At 64.2% G+C, this 18,122-nt stretch carries 15 protein-coding genes and 1 tRNA gene; 6 read left to right on the plus strand and 10 right to left on the minus strand.

The annotated features are described in order from the left end of the window. Positions 1-14 precede the first annotated feature (14 nt). Complete coding sequence (locus tag IPV69_RS15240) at positions 15-425, minus strand: hypothetical protein (RefSeq protein WP_206290548.1); 411 nt, start codon at positions 423-425, stop codon at positions 15-17. 229 nt (positions 426-654) lie between these two features. Here IPV69_RS15240 and IPV69_RS15245 point away from each other — a divergent pair, with 229 nt between their 5' ends. From IPV69_RS15245 to IPV69_RS15255, 3 genes are all read left to right on the plus strand, one after another. Then, positions 655-939, plus strand: a complete 285-nt coding sequence (locus tag IPV69_RS15245; RefSeq protein ID WP_206290549.1) for a hypothetical protein — start codon at positions 655-657, stop codon at positions 937-939. 642 nt (positions 940-1,581) lie between these two features. Continuing rightward, entirely contained in the window at positions 1,582-2,217 is a 636-nt protein-coding gene (locus tag IPV69_RS15250) for a hypothetical protein (RefSeq protein WP_206290550.1), read from the plus strand. Further along, positions 2,175-2,474 (plus strand): hypothetical protein, encoded by a 300-nt coding sequence (locus IPV69_RS15255; protein WP_206290551.1) that lies wholly within the window; start codon positions 2,175-2,177, stop codon positions 2,472-2,474. Before IPV69_RS15250 ends, IPV69_RS15255 begins: the two co-directional genes overlap by 43 nt. A 53-nt stretch (positions 2,475-2,527) precedes the next feature. Here the strand turns inward: IPV69_RS15255 and IPV69_RS15260 are convergent, their stop codons facing one another. Further along, on the minus strand, positions 2,528-3,451 hold the full coding sequence (locus IPV69_RS15260; RefSeq protein ID WP_206290552.1) for a formylglycine-generating enzyme family protein: 924 nt from the start codon (positions 3,449-3,451) through the stop codon (positions 2,528-2,530). 358 nt (positions 3,452-3,809) lie between these two features. Between IPV69_RS15260 and IPV69_RS15265 the strand changes: the two genes are divergently transcribed. The 3 genes from IPV69_RS15265 to IPV69_RS15275 are packed head-to-tail and all read left to right on the plus strand — an operon-like array spanning position 3,810 to position 4,852. Continuing rightward, positions 3,810-4,088, plus strand: coding sequence for a hypothetical protein (locus IPV69_RS15265; protein WP_206290553.1), 279 nt, complete (start codon positions 3,810-3,812; stop codon positions 4,086-4,088). 34 nt (positions 4,089-4,122) lie between these two features. Then, positions 4,123-4,392, plus strand: a complete 270-nt coding sequence (locus IPV69_RS15270) for a hypothetical protein (RefSeq protein ID WP_206290554.1) — start codon at positions 4,123-4,125, stop codon at positions 4,390-4,392. Positions 4,393-4,444: 52 nt separating this feature from the next. After that, positions 4,445-4,852, plus strand: coding sequence for a hypothetical protein (locus IPV69_RS15275; protein ID WP_206290555.1), 408 nt, complete (start codon positions 4,445-4,447; stop codon positions 4,850-4,852). Here the strand turns inward: IPV69_RS15275 and IPV69_RS15280 are convergent. The 8 genes from IPV69_RS15280 to IPV69_RS15315 form a co-directional block, all read right to left on the minus strand. Further along, positions 4,753-6,162, minus strand: a complete 1,410-nt coding sequence (locus IPV69_RS15280; protein ID WP_206290556.1) for a hypothetical protein — start codon at positions 6,160-6,162, stop codon at positions 4,753-4,755. The two genes, IPV69_RS15275 and IPV69_RS15280, sit on opposite strands and share 100 nt — an antisense overlap. A 137-nt stretch (positions 6,163-6,299) precedes the next feature. Next, positions 6,300-6,373 (minus strand) — tRNA-Arg (locus tag IPV69_RS15285). A 70-nt stretch (positions 6,374-6,443) separates the two neighbouring features. Next, positions 6,444-6,902, minus strand: a complete 459-nt coding sequence (locus IPV69_RS15290) for a GNAT family N-acetyltransferase (RefSeq protein WP_206290557.1) — start codon at positions 6,900-6,902, stop codon at positions 6,444-6,446. A 33-nt stretch (positions 6,903-6,935) separates the two neighbouring features. Beyond that, positions 6,936-9,878 carry a DUF6797 domain-containing protein gene (locus tag IPV69_RS15295; RefSeq protein WP_206290558.1) on the minus strand — a complete coding sequence of 981 codons (2,943 nt, stop codon included), beginning with the start codon at positions 9,876-9,878 and terminating at the stop codon, positions 6,936-6,938. Positions 9,879-9,886: 8 nt separating this feature from the next. Next, the gene (locus tag IPV69_RS15300; RefSeq protein WP_206290559.1) at positions 9,887-11,236 is read right to left on the minus strand and encodes a glycosyltransferase 87 family protein; all 1,350 of its coding nucleotides are present in this window, start codon (positions 11,234-11,236) and stop codon (positions 9,887-9,889) included. 9 nt (positions 11,237-11,245) lie between these two features. Continuing rightward, complete coding sequence (locus tag IPV69_RS15305) at positions 11,246-13,825, minus strand: glycosyltransferase family protein (protein ID WP_206290560.1); 2,580 nt, start codon at positions 13,823-13,825, stop codon at positions 11,246-11,248. 60 nt (positions 13,826-13,885) lie between these two features. Beyond that, the gene (locus IPV69_RS15310) at positions 13,886-15,931 is read right to left on the minus strand and encodes a hypothetical protein (protein ID WP_206290561.1); all 2,046 of its coding nucleotides are present in this window, start codon (positions 15,929-15,931) and stop codon (positions 13,886-13,888) included. A gap of 48 nt (positions 15,932-15,979) precedes the next feature. Continuing rightward, on the minus strand, positions 15,980-18,031 hold the full coding sequence (locus IPV69_RS15315; protein WP_206290562.1) for a hypothetical protein: 2,052 nt from the start codon (positions 18,029-18,031) through the stop codon (positions 15,980-15,982). Positions 18,032-18,122 lie beyond the last annotated feature (91 nt).

Raw genomic sequence — 18,122 nt, forward strand, 5'->3', positions numbered from 1 at the left:
TAGGAGGAGACTGGTTAGGAGGAGACTGCAATCGATTTCCTCCGGATGAGAATCAGGACGGCTAAGTAGGCGGCAGCAACGACATCGTAGGAGAGACACCAACCAGGCCACCAACTAGGGACACCGGGATCCACAATCATTGCATGATGAAAGAAGTCAAAAACCCCGTGAAGTGCCAAGCCAGCGACCACGATCCAAGGAGCCTTCTTCCGGAACCCAAGCACAGCGATCGTCACAAACGCGAGTGCGGGAATGGACTCCACGACAAAGGTCTCGGTGGACCCGGTCATCGCCGCAAAGAGGAGGTATAACGCGCCAATGATAATCAACACGACCGGGTAGAAGCTGCGGTCTTTGTCGAAGCCCACCACGGTGGCGAACAATCCAATTCCAATCGCAGCGGCGAATCCAATGACGTATTCCATATGGCTTCTTCAGAGGCCCGCGGACCGTTCTCGGGCGGCAAGGGTAAAGGATACCGCCGGCCCGCACACGAGGAAATCACGATGTAGCCCTGGCCGGGATGGTCGAGGGTGAGGTCCGCTTACGGTGGCGCCCATTATGGCAAGCTGGCAGGGGCAGCGATTTAATTCAGCCAGAGTGATTGCATCTGCTACAATTAGTGTACAGGGGTCGTCCGACAAGAGAGTAGCAATGGTGACGGAGACACCGCAGGCGGTCATCGGCGCAGCCGTGGCACGGCGTGGCGAGCGGAAGCTGGCCAGCCTGGAGGCGGTCGAGCGGAGGCGGTTATCGCGCCGGGCGAAGAAGCTGCTGCGCCGCATGCCCAGGTCCGAGGAGGAGACGGCGATCAAGAGCCGTATGGCGACGGTAGTGGCACGGATGGTCCGGCGGTACGTGCCCCACGATCGGCAGGGTGAGGCACTGCTGCACGAGTACGACTACTGGTCCCTGCGGCGGCTCGGGTGTGACGTCTAAAGCGACGAGCTGCGTTGGACCGGGCGGTGGCTCGATGCGGCCAGGACGGAGCGTGAGTACTGCGAGCCGGAGGGCGCCGACACCTGGAAGTGGTGGCGGTCGCTGCACTGGGAGACGCGTCTGGTGGTGTCGGGTGCCAGCGGCTACATCCTGCGAGGGCTCGCGCCGCAGCAGTCGTATGTCCTGCACAATCCTGCGTTCGAGGTCGTCCAGCGTTCTACTGGCGCAGATTTTTTAGCAGCAGACGGCGACGCGGCTTAGCGCGCTTCTAGGTGACACTTCTGGCAGTACGGTAGATGGGCAGGCTTGATCGACGAGAGCAGCGGAGGAGGGTGATCGCAGCGGTGGGCCGCAGGGCGTACGACGCTGCCGTGCTGCGTGGGCAGAGGGGCCAGGGGCGATCCCTCCGTGCGATCGCGAAGCGGCTCGACGTTTCACACGAGACCGTGCGGGCTGACCTGCAGAAGGTGACCGCCTTTGCCCGGTCCATACCCTATCCCCCACCCCTGCCCACTCACGACAAAATGTCTGGGTCCTTCCCCTAGGGGTCCCAGGCGCGAGGTTCGCGTCATCTCGCGCTGAACGCGATATCGGGTTTCCAAAATCGACCTTTCCACCTTTCCACCTTTCCACAGGTTCAAAATGCGATCCCTCTCCTCCGCCCGGCTCTCCGGGCTGCTTGCCGTGGTTGTTTCTCTGGCTCTGATCGTCGGGTGCGACAGCGGCTGCGCGACGTCCAAGCCCTTCGCCACGGGCGTCACCAAGGGCGTGCCGCTGATGGAGCATGATCTCCGCCACTACGCCGGCATCGATCCCCTGCGCCTGGCCGACGTCGACGCCCTGATCGCCGCCACGCGCGACGAATCGAAGGTCGACGCCGTCGTCGTCGAACGCTCCTGGACCAGCGTGAAGTCCTGGTACCTGCCCGCGATCGACGCCAGCCCCACGCTCGACGCCGAGGCCAAGGCCGCGACCTGGCCAAGCTCGTCGGCCGCTCTCATGCCGCCGTCAACGGCTGGCTCAAACGCGACGACTGGCGATTCAGCTCCGGCCCCTGGAAGGCCTCCGATGTCATCCGGATACAGCAATGGGCGGCGGCCGAGCTGGTCGAACGTCCCGCGAACGCCGAGCTCAGAGTCGAAGCCCGTGCCGACGCCAGGGCCGAAGCCGCGGCCGATTCCACCGGCCACACCGGCCCGGCAGCGGTCACCGCCGAGCGCGGCCTGGAACGGGGGATGGAATCCCTCTCGATCAGCAAGAAGGCCGACGTCGCGTTGAAGATGAAGCGCCGCGAGGTGCTCGACTTCGGCCTGCAGGTCCAGCAGGGCAAGTTCCACTCCGTCGAGCAGTGCACCCGCGATCGCCTCGCCGCGATCCACGAAGTCAAACAGGGCCTGCTCGACCTGGCCGACTCCTTCCCGGGCTCGACGGCAGACAAGACGATCCTGAGGGGCCGCATCTTCGAACTTCTGCGGCGATTCTCGACGGGAATGGGCGTTCAACCGCCGCCCGCCGATGTCCCTGCAAGCTATTAGCCCACGGCCCATCGCAACGCCGAGCGAGGGTAAGAGGGATAAAGGGCAAAGGGTTATTCGAAGTCCAGCACGACACGGAACCCGACATTGTTGAGCCGAAGGACGGGCGAGTAGTCGAGGCGGAACGCCGCGCGGCAGCTCTGCGGATAGTCGAACCACGAGCCGCCACGCGCAACACGACTCTCGCCGTTCGCAGGGCCCTTTGGGTCCGTCACCGCTCCCCTCGGGTAGTCGCCGAACCAGTCATTACACCACTCCCACACATTCCCGTGCATGTCCTGCAGGCCCCACGTGTTTGCAGTGTACTTCGAAACCGCCGATGTCTTGTCACTCCCGTCGTCGTTCGTCTTATCCTGCACGGGTATGTCGGAAGTATTCGATCGATCGCAGTAATTCCCGTGCTTGTGCAAATCCGCGTAGCGATCACCAAAGCTGAAACGCGTTGTCGTACCCGCACGGCAGGCATACTCCCACGCCGCCTCAGTCGGCAATCGATACTTCCTTCCAGTCTTCTGGCTCAGCTTCTGGCAAAACGCCACCGCGTCGTTCCAACTCACCTGCTCCACCGGCAGGTCGTCTCCCTTGAAGGAGCTCGGGTTCTCGCCGCCCATCACCGCCTTCCACTGCCCCTGCGTCACCTCCGTCTGGCCCATGTAAAATCCCTTGCTCAGAATCACCTCGTGTTGGACTTCGTCGTCACTGCGACCCTCTTCGCCCGCCGGGCTCCCCATCATCAACTTTCCCGCCGCTATCGGCATCAGCGTCAACTTCACGCCGCCACCCAGATCTTCCACCACCGGCTTGCCTGCCGCGGGCTTTGGCGGTGGGACCTGTCCGCCTAAAGATGCGGCGTCTCTGGGCTCCTTCGCCTGGTCGCGTTCCGGCGGCGCGGGCTTTGGCGGGTCCTTGGTCTCTTCGTTCTTGCAGCCGACCGTGATGAACATCGCCAGCACGACAATCAGCATTGCAGATCGCATGGATGTCTTTCTGTAAGGCCCATATCCCGGACAAGAAAATGGTGGGCGCAGTCCGCTGCGGAAAATCTCGGTCAGATGCCCCCTAATTTTCTCGTCGATCTGCCAGTGATTGTCCAGCCTCACGAAGCACGTTGCGTGTGCTGCACGAGGGGCAATGCCCCCTGACGCCAGGTCGCTTCGAATCAGATTTCTTATCAGTCGCGGATTGGCTTGTGTTCGTCTCGTCGGCCTGGAAGTTGCCGACCGGCTGGCTCGAATCTTCGAACTTCTCCGGTGGTTCTCGGCTGGCATGGGCGTGATGCCGCCGGTCGCCGATGCCCCCGCAAGCCACTAGCTCGCCGCCGCGGCCCAACCCGCAGTGCACCTGGACCGGCCGGCGTTTGCGGTCTGTGTCGTGACCGGCGTTGACGAGCCGACGCTGGACGAGCTGCGGCGCTGCGATGCCGACCACGCGGCCGAGGTGGTCGCGACCTATGGCGAGCGGGAACGCTATCTGCGGCTGCGATTCGCGCTGGTGGAGTTCCGCCTGGAGGACGTCCGCCGACAGAACCTGGGCGCGGTGCGCGAGTGGCTTAAGGAGCTGGACGGCGGCGACGTTTCGGGCGGAGTGACAGCGGACACGGGGCAGGACCAATGACTTCAAGCGCCCGCGACCGGGCAGAGGTGTTGCGATGGATTGGACAGATTCGAGAGACGCGGGCCTCGCGACGGAAGTGGCCGAGCTGCGCGGCGGATGCATCGTTGCCGATCGCGGCGAGGTCGCGTTGGGTGACGAAGGCTCGCGTGCAGCGCCGCTGCGATCGGGCCCGCCGGGCTCGCGTCCGCCGTCGAAGGTGGCGCTGGCGGCAGGCGATCCTGGTGAGCCGGACAATCGGCGCGAGCGACGCCGCCGATTCTTCGGCGACGACGCCGGGGACTTCGCCTGGTCGAACTGGTCTTGAGGTCGTTGGTGGTGGTTGGACGCCAACGGGTCTTGCTGAAAGAAGGTGTGCGATGCCGCTGATGACCATTGCAGACGTAAGGAATGAGCTGGCGCTAAAGAGCCGGCAACGCTGGGGAACGCTCTGGACCGTTCACCAGGTCGCCACCTTCCTGAACTGCTCGGACGACAAGGCCCGCGCATGGCTCCGCGACAAGGGTGTCGCGCTGATCGACCTGGGCAAGGGCCGTTCCATGCTCCGCGTCGACCCTGCCGACGTGAGGAGGGCGATCGAGGCCTCGGCCGTCCCGCTCGAGGTGGCGGCCGAGCGGGCGCGGCCGATCAAGTACGTGCCCAAGTACATCCGCCCGGCCAGGCCGGGTTACCTCGGTGCGCCTGACAGGTCCGCCGCTGACACTACCACCGCTGGCGCTTCGGCGAAGACCGCCGGCGGGCCGACGAAGGCGTCGTCGAACAACTGATCGACCTGCCCGGGCGGCACGCGCAGTAAAACCTCCGGCGACCAGAAGAAGAGCTTGCGATGAACGTAATCCGTCACAGCCCGCAGCCGTTCGACCGGGATCGCCCGAACGTAACTGGGATCGTTCCCCGTGAGCGAGTGGCCCATGGTACGGCGGATCGCATCCTTGTCCGGGACGTCGTTAGCATTGGTGCTGAACGTCCGGCGGAAGGCGTAGAACGCCCGGCCGGGCCGTTTCATCGGCCGCTCTCCGCCTTTGTCACCGCTGCCGTCGGCCACCTTCAGGCCGTCCTCGAGCAGCCGGTGCATCTTGCCGATCTCGTCGTTCGGCGCGACGCTGCCGATCGCACCCGGCGACGCCTCGACCTTGCCGATGAACACCTGGGCCCACAGGTTGCCCGATGGATGGATGAAGCACTGGTCCGCCATCGCCGGATTCTTGGGCTTGGGTCGGCGGGCGATCGCCAGCTTCAGCGCCGCCGCGGTGATCGGCCACAGCGTGAACTGACAGATCTCCTCCGTCTTGGTTCGAACCCAGTCGACGTAGAGGGAATCAAAGTCGATCGGCTTCTTCGGCAGCATCGCGATGTGCGTCTGGCCCATGCCGGCGTTGAGACCCAGAAGGATGAACGACAGCAACTCCCAGTTGCCCGCCTTGGCCGCCGCCCGCACCTGCGCCCGGCACTCGTGCGGTTGGTAGATCGGCAACCCGTTCTCGGCTTCGTTCTCCCGGCGCTCGCGGCGGATGTGCTTGGCCCTGGCCTTGGCCAACGCGTCATCCTCGTGCAGCGGCGACGGCAGCAGGGCGGGCTTGTGCCTGTACGCCCACTTCAGCATCGCCCGCGCGTGGGTGACGTTGCGACTGAAGGCGTGCAGCTTCATGCGAGCCATCAGGAACGAGCGGAAGCCCGACAGCGGCGGGATCTTTCCCGCCGGCGTCTGCTCGCCCGCCCACTGCACGAAGAACTCGGCGGCGCGGCGCATGTCGTCGAAGTGTCGGGCTCCAATTTCGCCGTACTTCACGCGGGCCGCCTGAGCTTCCACGAACCGGTCGGCGAGCTGCAGCACCTCGACCGTGCTGGCATCGACAACCGTTCCCGGTTGTCGTCCGGCCAGGATGTCCGGCACCTGCCGCAGGTACTCGGCGTGCGCCTCGGCCTGGTCGCAGCCGAAATAGTAGAACTTTTTGACCCCGTGAAGGCGCTTGGTCATGAACCACTGGCCGTTGCGGTGCCGCTTGAGGGAGGGGATTTGGATCGATCGAGCGTTGGATTTGCCGGCGGATTTACCGGTGATTCGTGCCGTAGCCATGGACTCTCCAGCAGGGGCTTAGAGAGTGTACGGTATATGTCTGGTTGTCGGAATGGTTGTCGTTCCGAGTCGGTTTTACAGCGGTTGAACGCCGTCAAACTCTCGGAAAGTGGCGATTATTCACCACTTACGATAAATGCACTCGACAGGAGTCGAACCTGTAACCCTCGGTTCCGAAGACCGATGCTCTATCCAATTGAGCTACGAGTGCGATGTTGGGTGGTGGTCCCTCGCTTCGCGGGATTATCGTCGAAACCTGTCGGGAATCCAGTGGGGGAATTTCAGAAGCCTTTGGTCGCGGTAGCTCCCATGGGGTGGCGCCACATCAGTTCGCGGCGGAAGAAGCCGAATTGCTCGTAGAGACCATGGGCATCTTTGGTGCCGAGGACCAGTCGAACGCCGGGCTTGTTGAGGTCGGGGTGGTGGAGCATGGACGAGACGAGCAACTTGCCGATGCCCGCGCCGCGGTGGCTCGGGTCGATCATAACGTCGCAGAGCCAGCCGATGGTCAGTCGGTCTGTCACGACTCGACCGAAACCGACAGTCGCCGGGGGGCTGCCGGTAGCGACGCCGGTCATGTCGAGCACGAAGAACGGGATCGACGCCGGCGATCGGAACGTCTGCTCGATGACGTCGCGCGGGCGCTCCGCCGCCCAGTAGCTGGTCCGCAGAAGAGCCTCGATGGCGTCAAAGTCGGCCGCGGCCAGTTCGTTGGTCACCTTGTATCGGGGAACGCTCATGTGCTCCGCGGTTCGGATGCTTGTCGCGCCGTGCTACGGTCCCTCTGGTGCCAGCGCATGGATCGTATTGTAGACGTCGGTCTTGATCGTCTCGCCGTCCTTGCAGTCGATGTTGACCGAAATGCGCATCTGCATGACCGGCTTCAGGCCGTCGATGGTCAGGAAGACACTTCTGCCGTCGGGCAGAAGCTTCGCGGACTTCACGTCGACCGTGTCATAGCCCTGGGCGTCGGGGTTCTTCACCGACCAGTGCTTGCTGCCGTACTCCGCGCTCCAGCGGTAGTTCCACTGCAGGATCGAGTAGCTGCCGGCGTCGTTGGCGGTCTCGGGGTCCAGTGCGTCGGTGAACGTGAGCTTGATGCCGTTCTTGTGAACGGCGACGGCGGTCGGGGCGTGTAGCGGCTTACCCGTGTAGCGCACTCGCTGGAATGCGCCGTCTTTGGTGCCCGCCGTCTGCCAGCCACGTAAACCGCTGACGTACAGCTGGCCGTCCTGCGGGCGGAAACGGCCACGCATAATGCCAGTGCTGAACGCCAGCGGCAGCTTCCAGACTGCGGCCTGCGTGACCTCCGATCCGTCGGCGGCCTTCAGCGTTTGCGGCATGACCTGCAAGAGGGTCGCCGCGCCGTAGCTCGTGTGCAGCATGGTGCCCGCCGGCAAGCCCCATTGGTTGCCCTGCACCCAGACCTGACCGCCGGACGAGTTGTCGATGTTCTGCGGCATCCAGCAAATCGGCTTGCCGGGGTCGGTCGGTGGCGTGTCGGTCTTGCTCATCGGGGTGTAGCCGAGGAACTGCCGCGGCTGCGTGATCAGGTCGATCCGCGACGCGGGCACCCAATCGCCTTGATTGTCGGCGAAGCTGACGACGCCAGCCGGCGACATGCCCAGCCCGTTGGCGTTGCGAACGCCGGTGGCGTGGACGCTGAGCGTTTTCCCGTCGGGCGACACCTTTAGCACCGTGCCGCCGTGTGGCGTGCGGTCGCCGCACTTGATGTAGTAGAAATTGCCGGCGGCATCGCGTTCCAGGCACGCGACGTACGCGTGGCCGTTGGTGGTGACGATGCCGTCGTTGTTGTAGTTCTCGTAGAAGTCGGCCTCGCCGTCGGCGTTGAAGTCGTGCAGCTTCGTGATCTGATCGCGGCCGAGAACGTAGACCTTGTCGTCGACGATCTTCAGGCCGAGGGGTTGAAAGAGCCCGGTCGCGAAGCGCCGCCACGAGAGCTTTTCGAGCTTGTCGTCGATGCCGGAGACGACCCAGACGTCGCCGGAGACCGAGCAGATCGCGGCGTCGCCGTTGGAGAAGAAGTCGTGCCCGCCGAAGCGGAGGAAAGAGTGCCAGGGGTTGTCGTCGGGGGCGGTGAGGGTGTCGACGGCCCAGGGGCCGTCGGATTTGCCGAGGGTGCCTTTGGTGATGAGGGGTTGGGGGTAGCGCGGGGGGCAGCCTTTCCGAAGCGTGTCCATAACAGGCTGGTAGGCCGACCGGTTCTGGTTCCGCTGCGTCTGAATCTTGTGCGCAGCCTTGAACTGGGCCAGCTTCGATGTGTCGCCTGCCGCGAGCATGACTTCGATGACGACCGGTTTCGCATGCGGCTCAACCTTCAGAACGACGCGGCCGCCGATGCTTTGCAGTGAGCCTTCGCCGTAAGCGCTGGCGAAAGTGGATGGTCCGTCCGACTCGAGGATGACGATCCCGTCTTCTTTCCGGTCCTTGGCGTCGGGAACTGAACACACGGTGGTGGCCATCGGTAGCGGTGACGGCGCGATCTCGTAAGTGCGGCGGAAGATCGCAAACTCCTGGTCGATCTGAACACCAGTTGCCTCTACGACATCGACACCGTCGACCTGATAGGCAAACGCGACGTGTTCCCCCTGAAGAAACATGCCCTTGTACTTGCCGCGGGAAGGGGGAAGAGAGCCGGACTTTTGCGGGCGAGGATCCGACCAATCGTCGGCGTTCGCGCCAGTCGCCCAGCCGGGTGCGACGGGTGTCTGAAGAAGCGCCGTAGATCCCATGGTCGGCGGGCCAGACAAGCCTTCGCGGCCGGCGGGAATCTTGATGAAAGAACCGTCCCACGCGGCGCTCATGCGCAGTAGTTCGGTGTCGAACGTGATGAAGTGCTTGCGGTCTTTGCCGAGCTGGAGGCTGACTGCTTTGAACGTCGTGTTTGATTTGCTGGGGTTGGAGATCGTGCTGCTGAAGAACGGCCCGTAGTCCATGTCGGACCAGCGGGTCTTGTTGCCGACGGTGTTGTTGAAGCCGCCGTTGTCGACGACGCCTTCTTCGCGCTTCTTGAGACGGGCGATGTTGCCGATCGCCGAGTCGTCGCCGTAGCCGCCGGCTTTGGCGAGTGCCTTTTCGTCTTCGTCAAAATGCCACAGACCGACGGTATCAGCATCACGCTTGAACGGAGCGGCGGGCACCTTGGTTGCGTCGCGAAGCACCCGGCTGATGCGGACGTCGTCGATCGACGTATCGCCATGCGCCGCGACGCCGACCTCATAGCCGAACAGCAGCGGGCCGGTGTTGTAGTGGGGCGCGGTCATCTTGACCGGCGCCTCGGCCGCCAGCTTGCCGTCGACGAACAGCCGAACCGTCTTGCCGTCGAACTGATACACGAGGTAGTGCCACTGGTCGTCGGAGATATCGGTCTGCGAGATGACGGATTTCGGGTTGTATCCCGGCATGCCGACGGCGAATCGGCCGGTCTCCTGTTCGGTGTAAAGCTCCCAGTGCGTCTTGCTGTTGCGGGGTTCATTCGAGAGCAGAATGCTCGAGTCGCGGCCGTTGACGCGGGCCCAGAGTTCGACCGTCACCGGGTTGACGGCGTAGATCGGGTTGTGATCCGCGGAGGCAAACACCGGCCCGACTTTGAGTGCCCGGCCGAACTTCCCTTCCACCGATTGGCCGGCGGCAAAGGGGGACAAACCGGCAAACACAGCAGCGATTAGCGCGGCGGCAAGAAGTCGTGCGGTCATGCAGAAGATTATCGAGCGGCGGGTAAGGCGTTGCCAGCGCGGTCTTGTGCGCCACCCTGGTTTCGCGATCTGCTCCGGAATGCCATCGTGCCAATGTAGGCCAGCAGGATTCCCCATGCCGCCAGCCCCCAGATCGGCGAAGGCATGGGGTAGCGACCGCGGAACTGCGAGTTCGGCGGCCAGCTGTGGCCCGGCCATTGGGCCCAGTAGTTGCACAGGACAAATGCCCCGGCGACGAAGCCGTAGGCGTTGGCCCATCGGGGACGCGACGCGAACAAAAGCGGTGCGGCGACGACCGTGTATTGGACGCCGAATCCGGGCGCCAGGACCAGGAACAGCGCGAGCGTTACGGCACCCAGGTCATACCGATTGGCCAGGTGTCGGCCGACCGGCACTCGCCCCAGGACCGCCCAGGCTCCCACCGCCAGCAGCAGCAGATGTCGGCCCTTGAGGAAAAAGAACGCGACGAGCGGGTTGTCGCCGAGGGTGGCGTTATCGATGTTCTGAGGCGGGCCGCCGGTGGCGAGCATCAGCAGATAGGTGATGCCCCAGTTGTCAGGGTTGCTCTTGTACTGGATCGCGTTGTTGACGAAATGCTCGCCGGCGACAACGAGCATCGGCACGAACGGCAGCACGCAGACGGCCAGTCCGCCGATGAACTTTCCGCCGTCGCGCCATCTGCGGCAGGAAAGCAGGAAGACGGGGATCAGCAGAACTGGTGTCAGCTTGACATTGATTGCCGCCCCCAGCGCCAGACCACCTTTGAAGTACGCCGACTTCTCTTCCATGTAGTACGCCGACAGCAGGCAGAAGAAGGCGTAGATGTTGTCGGTGTTGCAGTGGTAGCCACCGACAAGGATGGCGCACAAGCACCAGGCATACCCGGCAGCGGTTGCCATCGCGGCCGGACGGCCGACGCGCTTGCTCATGATCCGGAACAGCAACCAGCAGACGCCGATGTCGGCGAGAATCGACGGGAGCTTAAAGAACGTGGGAAACAGCGGCGGCCGTGCCGTTTCGATCTCCCAGAGGCTCGATGGCGCGACGCATCGATAGACGAACATGGCCCAGTAAACCGGCAGCGGGGGGTGATTGAGCTGCGTCTCCCATGACATGGTGTAGAACAGGCCCCATCGGTTGATGTAGTACCCGAAGACGCACCAGGTGTCGGCGTCGTTCGTGCCCCAGGTGTAGACGGCGAGCCAGACGCGCGTCGCGATACCCAGGACCGCCAGTGCCAGCCAGAAGGCGGTCCATGATCGACTGAAGCGGCCTGGCGAAGCCTGGCCGGGTGGTGTGAGCAGCAATGGATCCGATTCGGTCGGCATGATCGTCGCGCGGGCTGGCAGCCGGGCCATGGCCGGCTCTCAGGTCAGTTCGTGAGTCGTGTTCCGCCAGAAGAATGCGAGCAACAGCATGGCGATTCCCGCCACCGCCGCCAGCGCCAGACCCCAGAAGAAGCTGCCCGGCGCATAGCGGAGTTCGAGGGTTCCCTTGCCGGCCGGCGCGACCACGCCGATCAGTGCGTGGTCGATTCGGACGATCGGCACGGAGTCGCCGTTCCAGGTCGCCTGCCAGCCGGCGTTCCAGCTTTCGGAAACGCGAATCAGCCCGCCGCGAGAGAGGCTGGCATCGATCACCATACGGCCCGGCTGTTCCCCGGAGATCGCCGCGAGGCCCTCGGCGGCGACGCAAGTCGGGTCGGGCGTCTCCACGAACGCGAGCGAGGCAGGGTCGTGCGCCGAGCTCGCGAGGCGACGCAAACGCTCGGCTTTGTCGGCGATCAATTCGATCTGTTTCGGGATGGTCACGCGGGGCAGCGCGCGGTCATTGACGATCAGCCAGTAGTCGTCGCCGACAAATGCCAACGGCAGTCCCGGCGGCGGCGGGCCTCGCCCGACGATGTAGCGGACCCCAAGAAGGTTCGCGACCGGCCCGGGGTTTGCCGCGTTGACCGACAGAATCCGCGTGACGGCATACGGAGGCGAGACATTCTGCTTCGCCGGATCCTGTGCCAGGCGGATCAGTTCGACGGTGGGAACGGGGTCGGCGGCGTCGTAGCCGCGGATGTCGGCGATCCGATGCGCCAGCGCCAGATTCGCTGGCAGGCAATCGACGCCACACAACCGGCCGGGCTCGGCCAGCACGCGGTCCATCCAGGCGAGCCTGGGGTAGTACAGCGACGGATCGGCCTGCACGTTGACGCCGGCAGCACTCGCAATCAGTTCGACCGCCGCCACGATCGTGAGCAGCGCCGGGATTGCGGCCGTCCGGCGTCTGGCGTTCGCGGACGCGGGCGTTGCACGGACGCTGAACAGGGCGAACACCACCGTAAGGGCGGCTGCGGCACACCCGGCGACCAGCGCGCCGTTGCGATACATGAGGCCGTACCACGTGGCCAGTTCCTCGTCGGTTGCCAGTTGTAGGCTCGCCGATACCCAGCGATCGGGCCAGAGAACCACGAACGGGTTGGTTTCCATGCCCGTTGGCGTGATCGGATAGTTGACTTCCTGAACGATGCACCAGACGGAAAGAACCACGGCGACCAATCCCGCAAGCGCCATCGCCGATCGGGCCCCCCATTGCCGTAGCGCCTGCGGCTGTGTCAGCAGGACGTTGACGCCGATCGACGCCATCATCACCACCGAAAAACCCGTGACGAACACAAGCCGGTTGTTGCGGAGCAGCGACACCGGCGGAATCCTGAAGAGCCATTCCACGACGGGAACGCCCGCAGCCGGTACGGCCGCCAGGAACGCCAGCGCGGACCAGAAGATCATCCAGCGCCGGCGGGAGCGGTCGGCCCAGCCGATCGGCATCAGGACCAGCGCGACGAACAGCCCGGCATATCCGACCGCGGCACCTTCGATACGGCTTCCTTCGACGCCGATGTAGACCGTACTGCGGTGCGTTGACCCGTAGATGTACGGAAGGACCATCTGGGTGAACGCGGAGAAACCCGCGGTACGGGTTTCGGCATCGCCGGCCTGGCGTTGGGCAATGCGCAGGCTGGAGCGGAGGTAATCGATGGTCGGCAGCGTCTGCGGCAGGGACAGCAGCAAGCCGATGGTGATGCCGGCGATCGCTGCGGCCACGGGGGCGAGTGCCGACCGGGAGAGCAGGTTGCGAGCACCCACCGCCATGCCCAGGCGGAAGAAGAAGTACGCCCCACTTGCCAGCAGGACATGGCCGGCGAACGCGGCATGACCGCAGAGCAGGGCGCACGCCGTTGCAATCGCCAGCCCCGCGGCTGATCGCCCCGACGGCCGTACCACGCATCGGTCGGCCGCCCATATCACCCAGGGCAGAAAGGAGATGACGGCCGCGCCGGGGTAACCGGCCGTGATGACCATCGCGCTGCTGAGCGGAAAGAACGCGCCACCGGCAACGGCGGCGATCCATCCCAACCCCATCGCCCGGCGAAGCAGGAGGTAGACGCCAACCCCCGCGACCAGGCTTCTCAACAGCGAGCCCCACGCGATCGCCACCGGCGACGGCCAGGCGTAGTCGAGAATGCGGTACGGCGAAAACACCTGCGTGTGGTTCGCCGCCAGCAGGGGATGGCCGCAGTAGTTGTAGGGGTTCCAGAGCGGGATTCGCCCCGATCGCACCTCATCGACGACCAGTCGCCGATGCACTTCGGTCTGAAAAACCAGGTCCGACAGCGCTCCGTCCACGGGCACCGGCGGCGGCGTTCCGTCTGCCGGACGGGGGAGGTAGTTCGTCTTGTCCGCCAGGTGATCGAGCGGGAGCAGCAGTTTCTGGCCGACGAGGGAAGGGCCGATCAGGACGAACTGTGGGATCGCGATCGCCGCGAGCAATACAAGGATGCGGATCCACCGCCGCGGTTCCCGGGCAGCGTCCGCGGCCAACGTTGCGGCCGTTGCGGTCGTCGCGACGGGCTGCGCCGAGGCGTCTGGGCGGATGTCATTTCGGCGTGCGGCCATTTCGGGTGCGGCGGGGGGTCACGTGCCCGGCATGACGACCCCGGGTGGCCTTTGGTACGACTAGCGAAGGATCAGGTCGTCCTTGTTAAACAGATCGTCCTTGTTGAGTTCCAGGGGCCTGGGCTTAGCCGGGTTCGGCTTGTCGGTATCGATTGCCTTGAGAATCGTATCGATCTGCTTCTGCGTTTCCGGACCCTGGCCGTCGCGCATCTGACGGAGAACGATGCCCGCCGCCGGACCGATGGAACGAAGCTGATCCGCGGCGCGTTCCCGCTTCTTCCAGTCGGGGTCGCCGAGGACGGCGACGATCTGGCGGATCTGTTCGACGATCGGCGCCGGTGCCGCCGGCTGCGGATGTTCGTAGGCGGCGATCGCCGTCACCGGCGCGCCAAGCGCGCCGCCCCCGCCAAGGGAGAAAGCGATCCTGTCTTGCCTGGTCCGGCCCGAGAGCGTGGCCCCGCCCCAGAGCGTGATCGTCACCTCGCCCGGCTGCACCGGACCATCCTGGGACTGTTCGACGGGGCGAATCGCGCGGATTTCCGAGCCGTTCACTTTCAGCAGATCGAAGCCGGTTTGGATGTCGATCACGCCTGACGCGGTTGCGGAGAAGATGTCGCCGTTGCGAAACGTCAGCGTCGGGGAATCGGGCGGGGGCTCGATGTCGCCGGGCAGCAGCTGAAGGCGTTCAATGCTGGAGAGCGACACTTTCACCATGGGCGGCGATGCGCCGTTACCGGCCGCCCCTTTGAATCGCACCTCGAGAGAGTCGCCGGGGATCAGTCCGGAAAACCTCGAGCCGTCGCGGAGGACGACTTTGTGGAAGACCTGTTCTTCTCCGGTGAAGAGGACGGCGGCGACCGTGGCGGGCGGGAGTTTCAGGTTGCCATATAGCGTGCCGACGTCGATGGCGGCGGCGGGCATTTCGACGAGCAGCCGCTGGCCGTCGCGAAGAAACAGCATGGGCTTGTCGACCTTGAACTCTTCGGGCTCGCCGGGCCGCTTGCGGCAGCCGACCTTCGCGATTTGCGAGAGCGGCACGGCGATGTTCTGCCCGCTGCTGAGCTGCAATTTCAGTGTGTCGCCGGCAAGCCGCCCGCCGACGACTTCGCCGTCGGCCGTCACAAACAATTGCGTCGGGTAGTGGGTGCCAGCATTGACCATTCCAATGACCTGATCGGCCGGCAACTCGACGTGTCCGTGACTGGCGGTGAGTTTAAAGACGGCGTCGGTCAGCCTGCCGCGGTACTGATCGCCGCTGCGCAGTTCGATGATGTCGGCCAGTTCGCTGCGGGGCAGCTCGATGTTGGAAAGGACGGCGTCGCCCTTCCGAAAGTTGACGACGATGCGGCGGATGTCCTTCGGCAGGCCGGCAAGCAGGTCCTTGTCACGGCTGGTCCGCATGAAGTCGATCGCCTGGTCGTTCGTGGGCCGCATCGCCTGAAAGTGGACGACGGCGGCGGCCTGCCTGGGGAGAACCTCGACGTCATAGACCAGGTCGCACTGATCGGTGTTCGGCTGCGACGTGTAGTTGCACTGTACCTTCCCGCCGACGCCGCCACCCAGCATCGCGACGGCACGCCGGCCGTCGAAGATGCTGATGCCCAGCGGCGTGTTCTTCTTCGGATCATTGAAAGGCGTCGCGGTCTGGACACCGCCGCCCATATCGAAATTCAGTCGGAGCCGGACCCGGGCGATCTGCGTGGTGGGGTTTTCGATGACTTCGGTGTAGCGGCACCAGCCGGCCAGGGCGTTGACGGCGACCCGTCGGCTGACACGCACATCGCCGATCTGCTGTGGCGCGAACGAGAGTTCGTTGGCCGCCGGATCGAACGCGGCGGTCTGCTGGGCGTTGAAGCTGTTGTCGTTGACCGCCAGGCGAGATGCGCCGTCGTAGAGGTCGTTCCCGCCGTCGCCGATCGTCCCGTCCTGCTGCACGTCCCAGGTGACGCCGAAGTTGTCCCGCATCACATGGGGGAGGGGCACCATTCCGGCGGCACCTTGTCCCGGCATTGGCCCGACGGCCTTGCGTGCCGACGCCGAAAGAGACAGACCGCCAACGAATGCGAAAGTCGCCAGCCACGTCAGCCGGGTGATGCTTGGGCTCACAGTTGTCCTCACGTCAGCGAAGAGAAGAAGGTTCGCGCGGTCGGCTGGTCAGTTCCTGTCAATGATAACGTTATTCTCGATAATCCGGTTTTCGATGAACTGTCCTCCCCGGAGAACACCCTCATGCGGGACGCCAGCGGGGGCTGCGGTGCCCGCGGCAGACTTGCCGGCGGGCTTTTCCTTCTGCTTTTCGAGCTCTTTCAGAATCGTATCGATCCGTTGCTGGGCCTCAGCCGGCTGACCATCGCGCAGGCGTTTGAGCGCGCTGATGGCGACCGGCCCGACCTGGATCAGGCCCTGCTGGGCGCGATCCCGGGCTTTCCAGTCTTCGGCTGACAGGTCCTTGATCAGCGTGGTGATCTTCGTCTCCATCTCCTTGCTCGGCGTCGGCTGCGGCTGCGTGTACTCCTGGAGCAGCGCCAGCGGGATCTTCATCTTCACCCCACCCGACAACGACACGGCCAGCTCCAGTTCCTGAAGCTGACCGGACACGCTGGAGCCGTCGAACAGGACCACCTGCACGTCGAGGCCACCTGCCTGCGGGCGTTTCAGTTCGCGAATCTCCGAGGCATTGATGGTCAGCGTGTCGAACGCGGTATCGACCTTCAGTGTCCCCGTCACCGATCCCACCAGCATGTCGTCGTTCGCGAGCTGGATTGTGGGGCTGACGTCATCAACCTCGGTGATCTTGGGCGTCAGTTGCAGGCGGGCGATCGAGCTGGCGGGGAACTTGACGACCTGCTCCGGGCCGCCGGCGTCGAGTGTCATCTCCAGCGACTCGGCCGACAGCAGGCCGGAGAACTTGCTCCCGTCGGTGAGCAGGATCTGGTGCATCGTTGTTTCATCGCTCTGCAGGACGATCGCGCCGACCTGTTCGGGCTTAAGCGTCAGCGGGCCGTAGCGGGTGGCGACCTCGAAACCTGTCTTGGGCATCTTCACGCCAACCCGCTCGCCGGACCGCATCAGGACGATCGGCTTTTCAAACACCCATTCATCAGGTTCGCCGGCGCGCTTGCGGTACCCCATGCGGTGCACCTGGCTCAGTGGAATCTTGGTGACCTGGCCGCTGGAAAGCTGCAATGACAAGGCGTCCTGTTTGAGGTTGCCGCCGAAGATCTGGCCGTCGGTCGTGACAACGAGTTGCCGCGGGCGAAACGCACCGACGTTGAGCAGCGCGATCACGCGATCGACCGGCAGTGTGACAGCGCCGTAGAAGGTGTCGAGATTGAAGCTCTCTTCCTTGAGCGTTCCCTTGAGCTGGTCACCGCCGCGAAGTTCGACCACGTCGAGGATGTCGCCACGGAGAATCTCAAGGTCGCCGACATAGCTCGCGCCGCCGGTGAAGTTGACGATCAGCTTGCGAATGTTGACGGGGATCTTCTTGAACAGGTCCGATTCCTTGAGCTTCAGCAGGTACTGTGCACCGGCATCCTGGGTGGCGGTGCAGCCGTGCAGGTGCATCAGTGCGATTTCCTTGCCGGCTCCGACGGTAGTGTTGAAGTTGGCATTCACCACGCTGTTGCCGGGCTGGTAGTTGATGACCATCGGCGTCTTGGCGTTCTTGCCGGAGAACATCTCCATGACCGCGCCATTGCCGCTGGTCTGGGCGACCCAGGCGAACATCTGGTCTTTCTTTTTGGGATCGGGGAGCGACTGCGACGTGTTGACGCCGTAATTCAGGCTCGTCTGGATCATCGCATTCAGCGTCTGCTCCTGGTTGCTGGTGTTCTTGATGATGTCGATGTAGCGGACGGTGTTGTTTTCCTTGTCGAACATGATCCGCCGGGTGACGCTGAAGTTGGGCGAGGTCATGTTTTCAAGAAGCAATTCCCCGGTCTTCTCGTCGAGCCGGGCCATCCGGTCGCGCGACTGGGGCTGATTGCCGTTGAGGGTCAGCATGGCACCCTGCGAGTACAGCGGCTGATTCCCGGATTGTTGCAGGTAGCCGAACTGATAGACACGCCACTGATTCCCCATGTTGTCGGGAACGCTGTAGGGCAGTGGGACGTTCCCGCCGGCCGCCTTGGGTTGGGCGATGGCGGCAGCGCAAAGCGCAAGACTGAGCATTCCGGCGAGTACGGCTGGGATGGTTGGCTTCATAATGGTATTCCTTCGCTCCGCCCCCTTGGATGCGCCGGGGCCTCAGATGTTTCGCGGCGTTTCAACTGTCTTCATTTCCGGGCCTTAAGCG

The sequence above is a fragment of the Humisphaera borealis genome, assembly GCF_015169395.1.
GTDB classification, from domain to species: domain Bacteria; phylum Planctomycetota; class Phycisphaerae; order Tepidisphaerales; family Tepidisphaeraceae; genus Humisphaera; species Humisphaera borealis.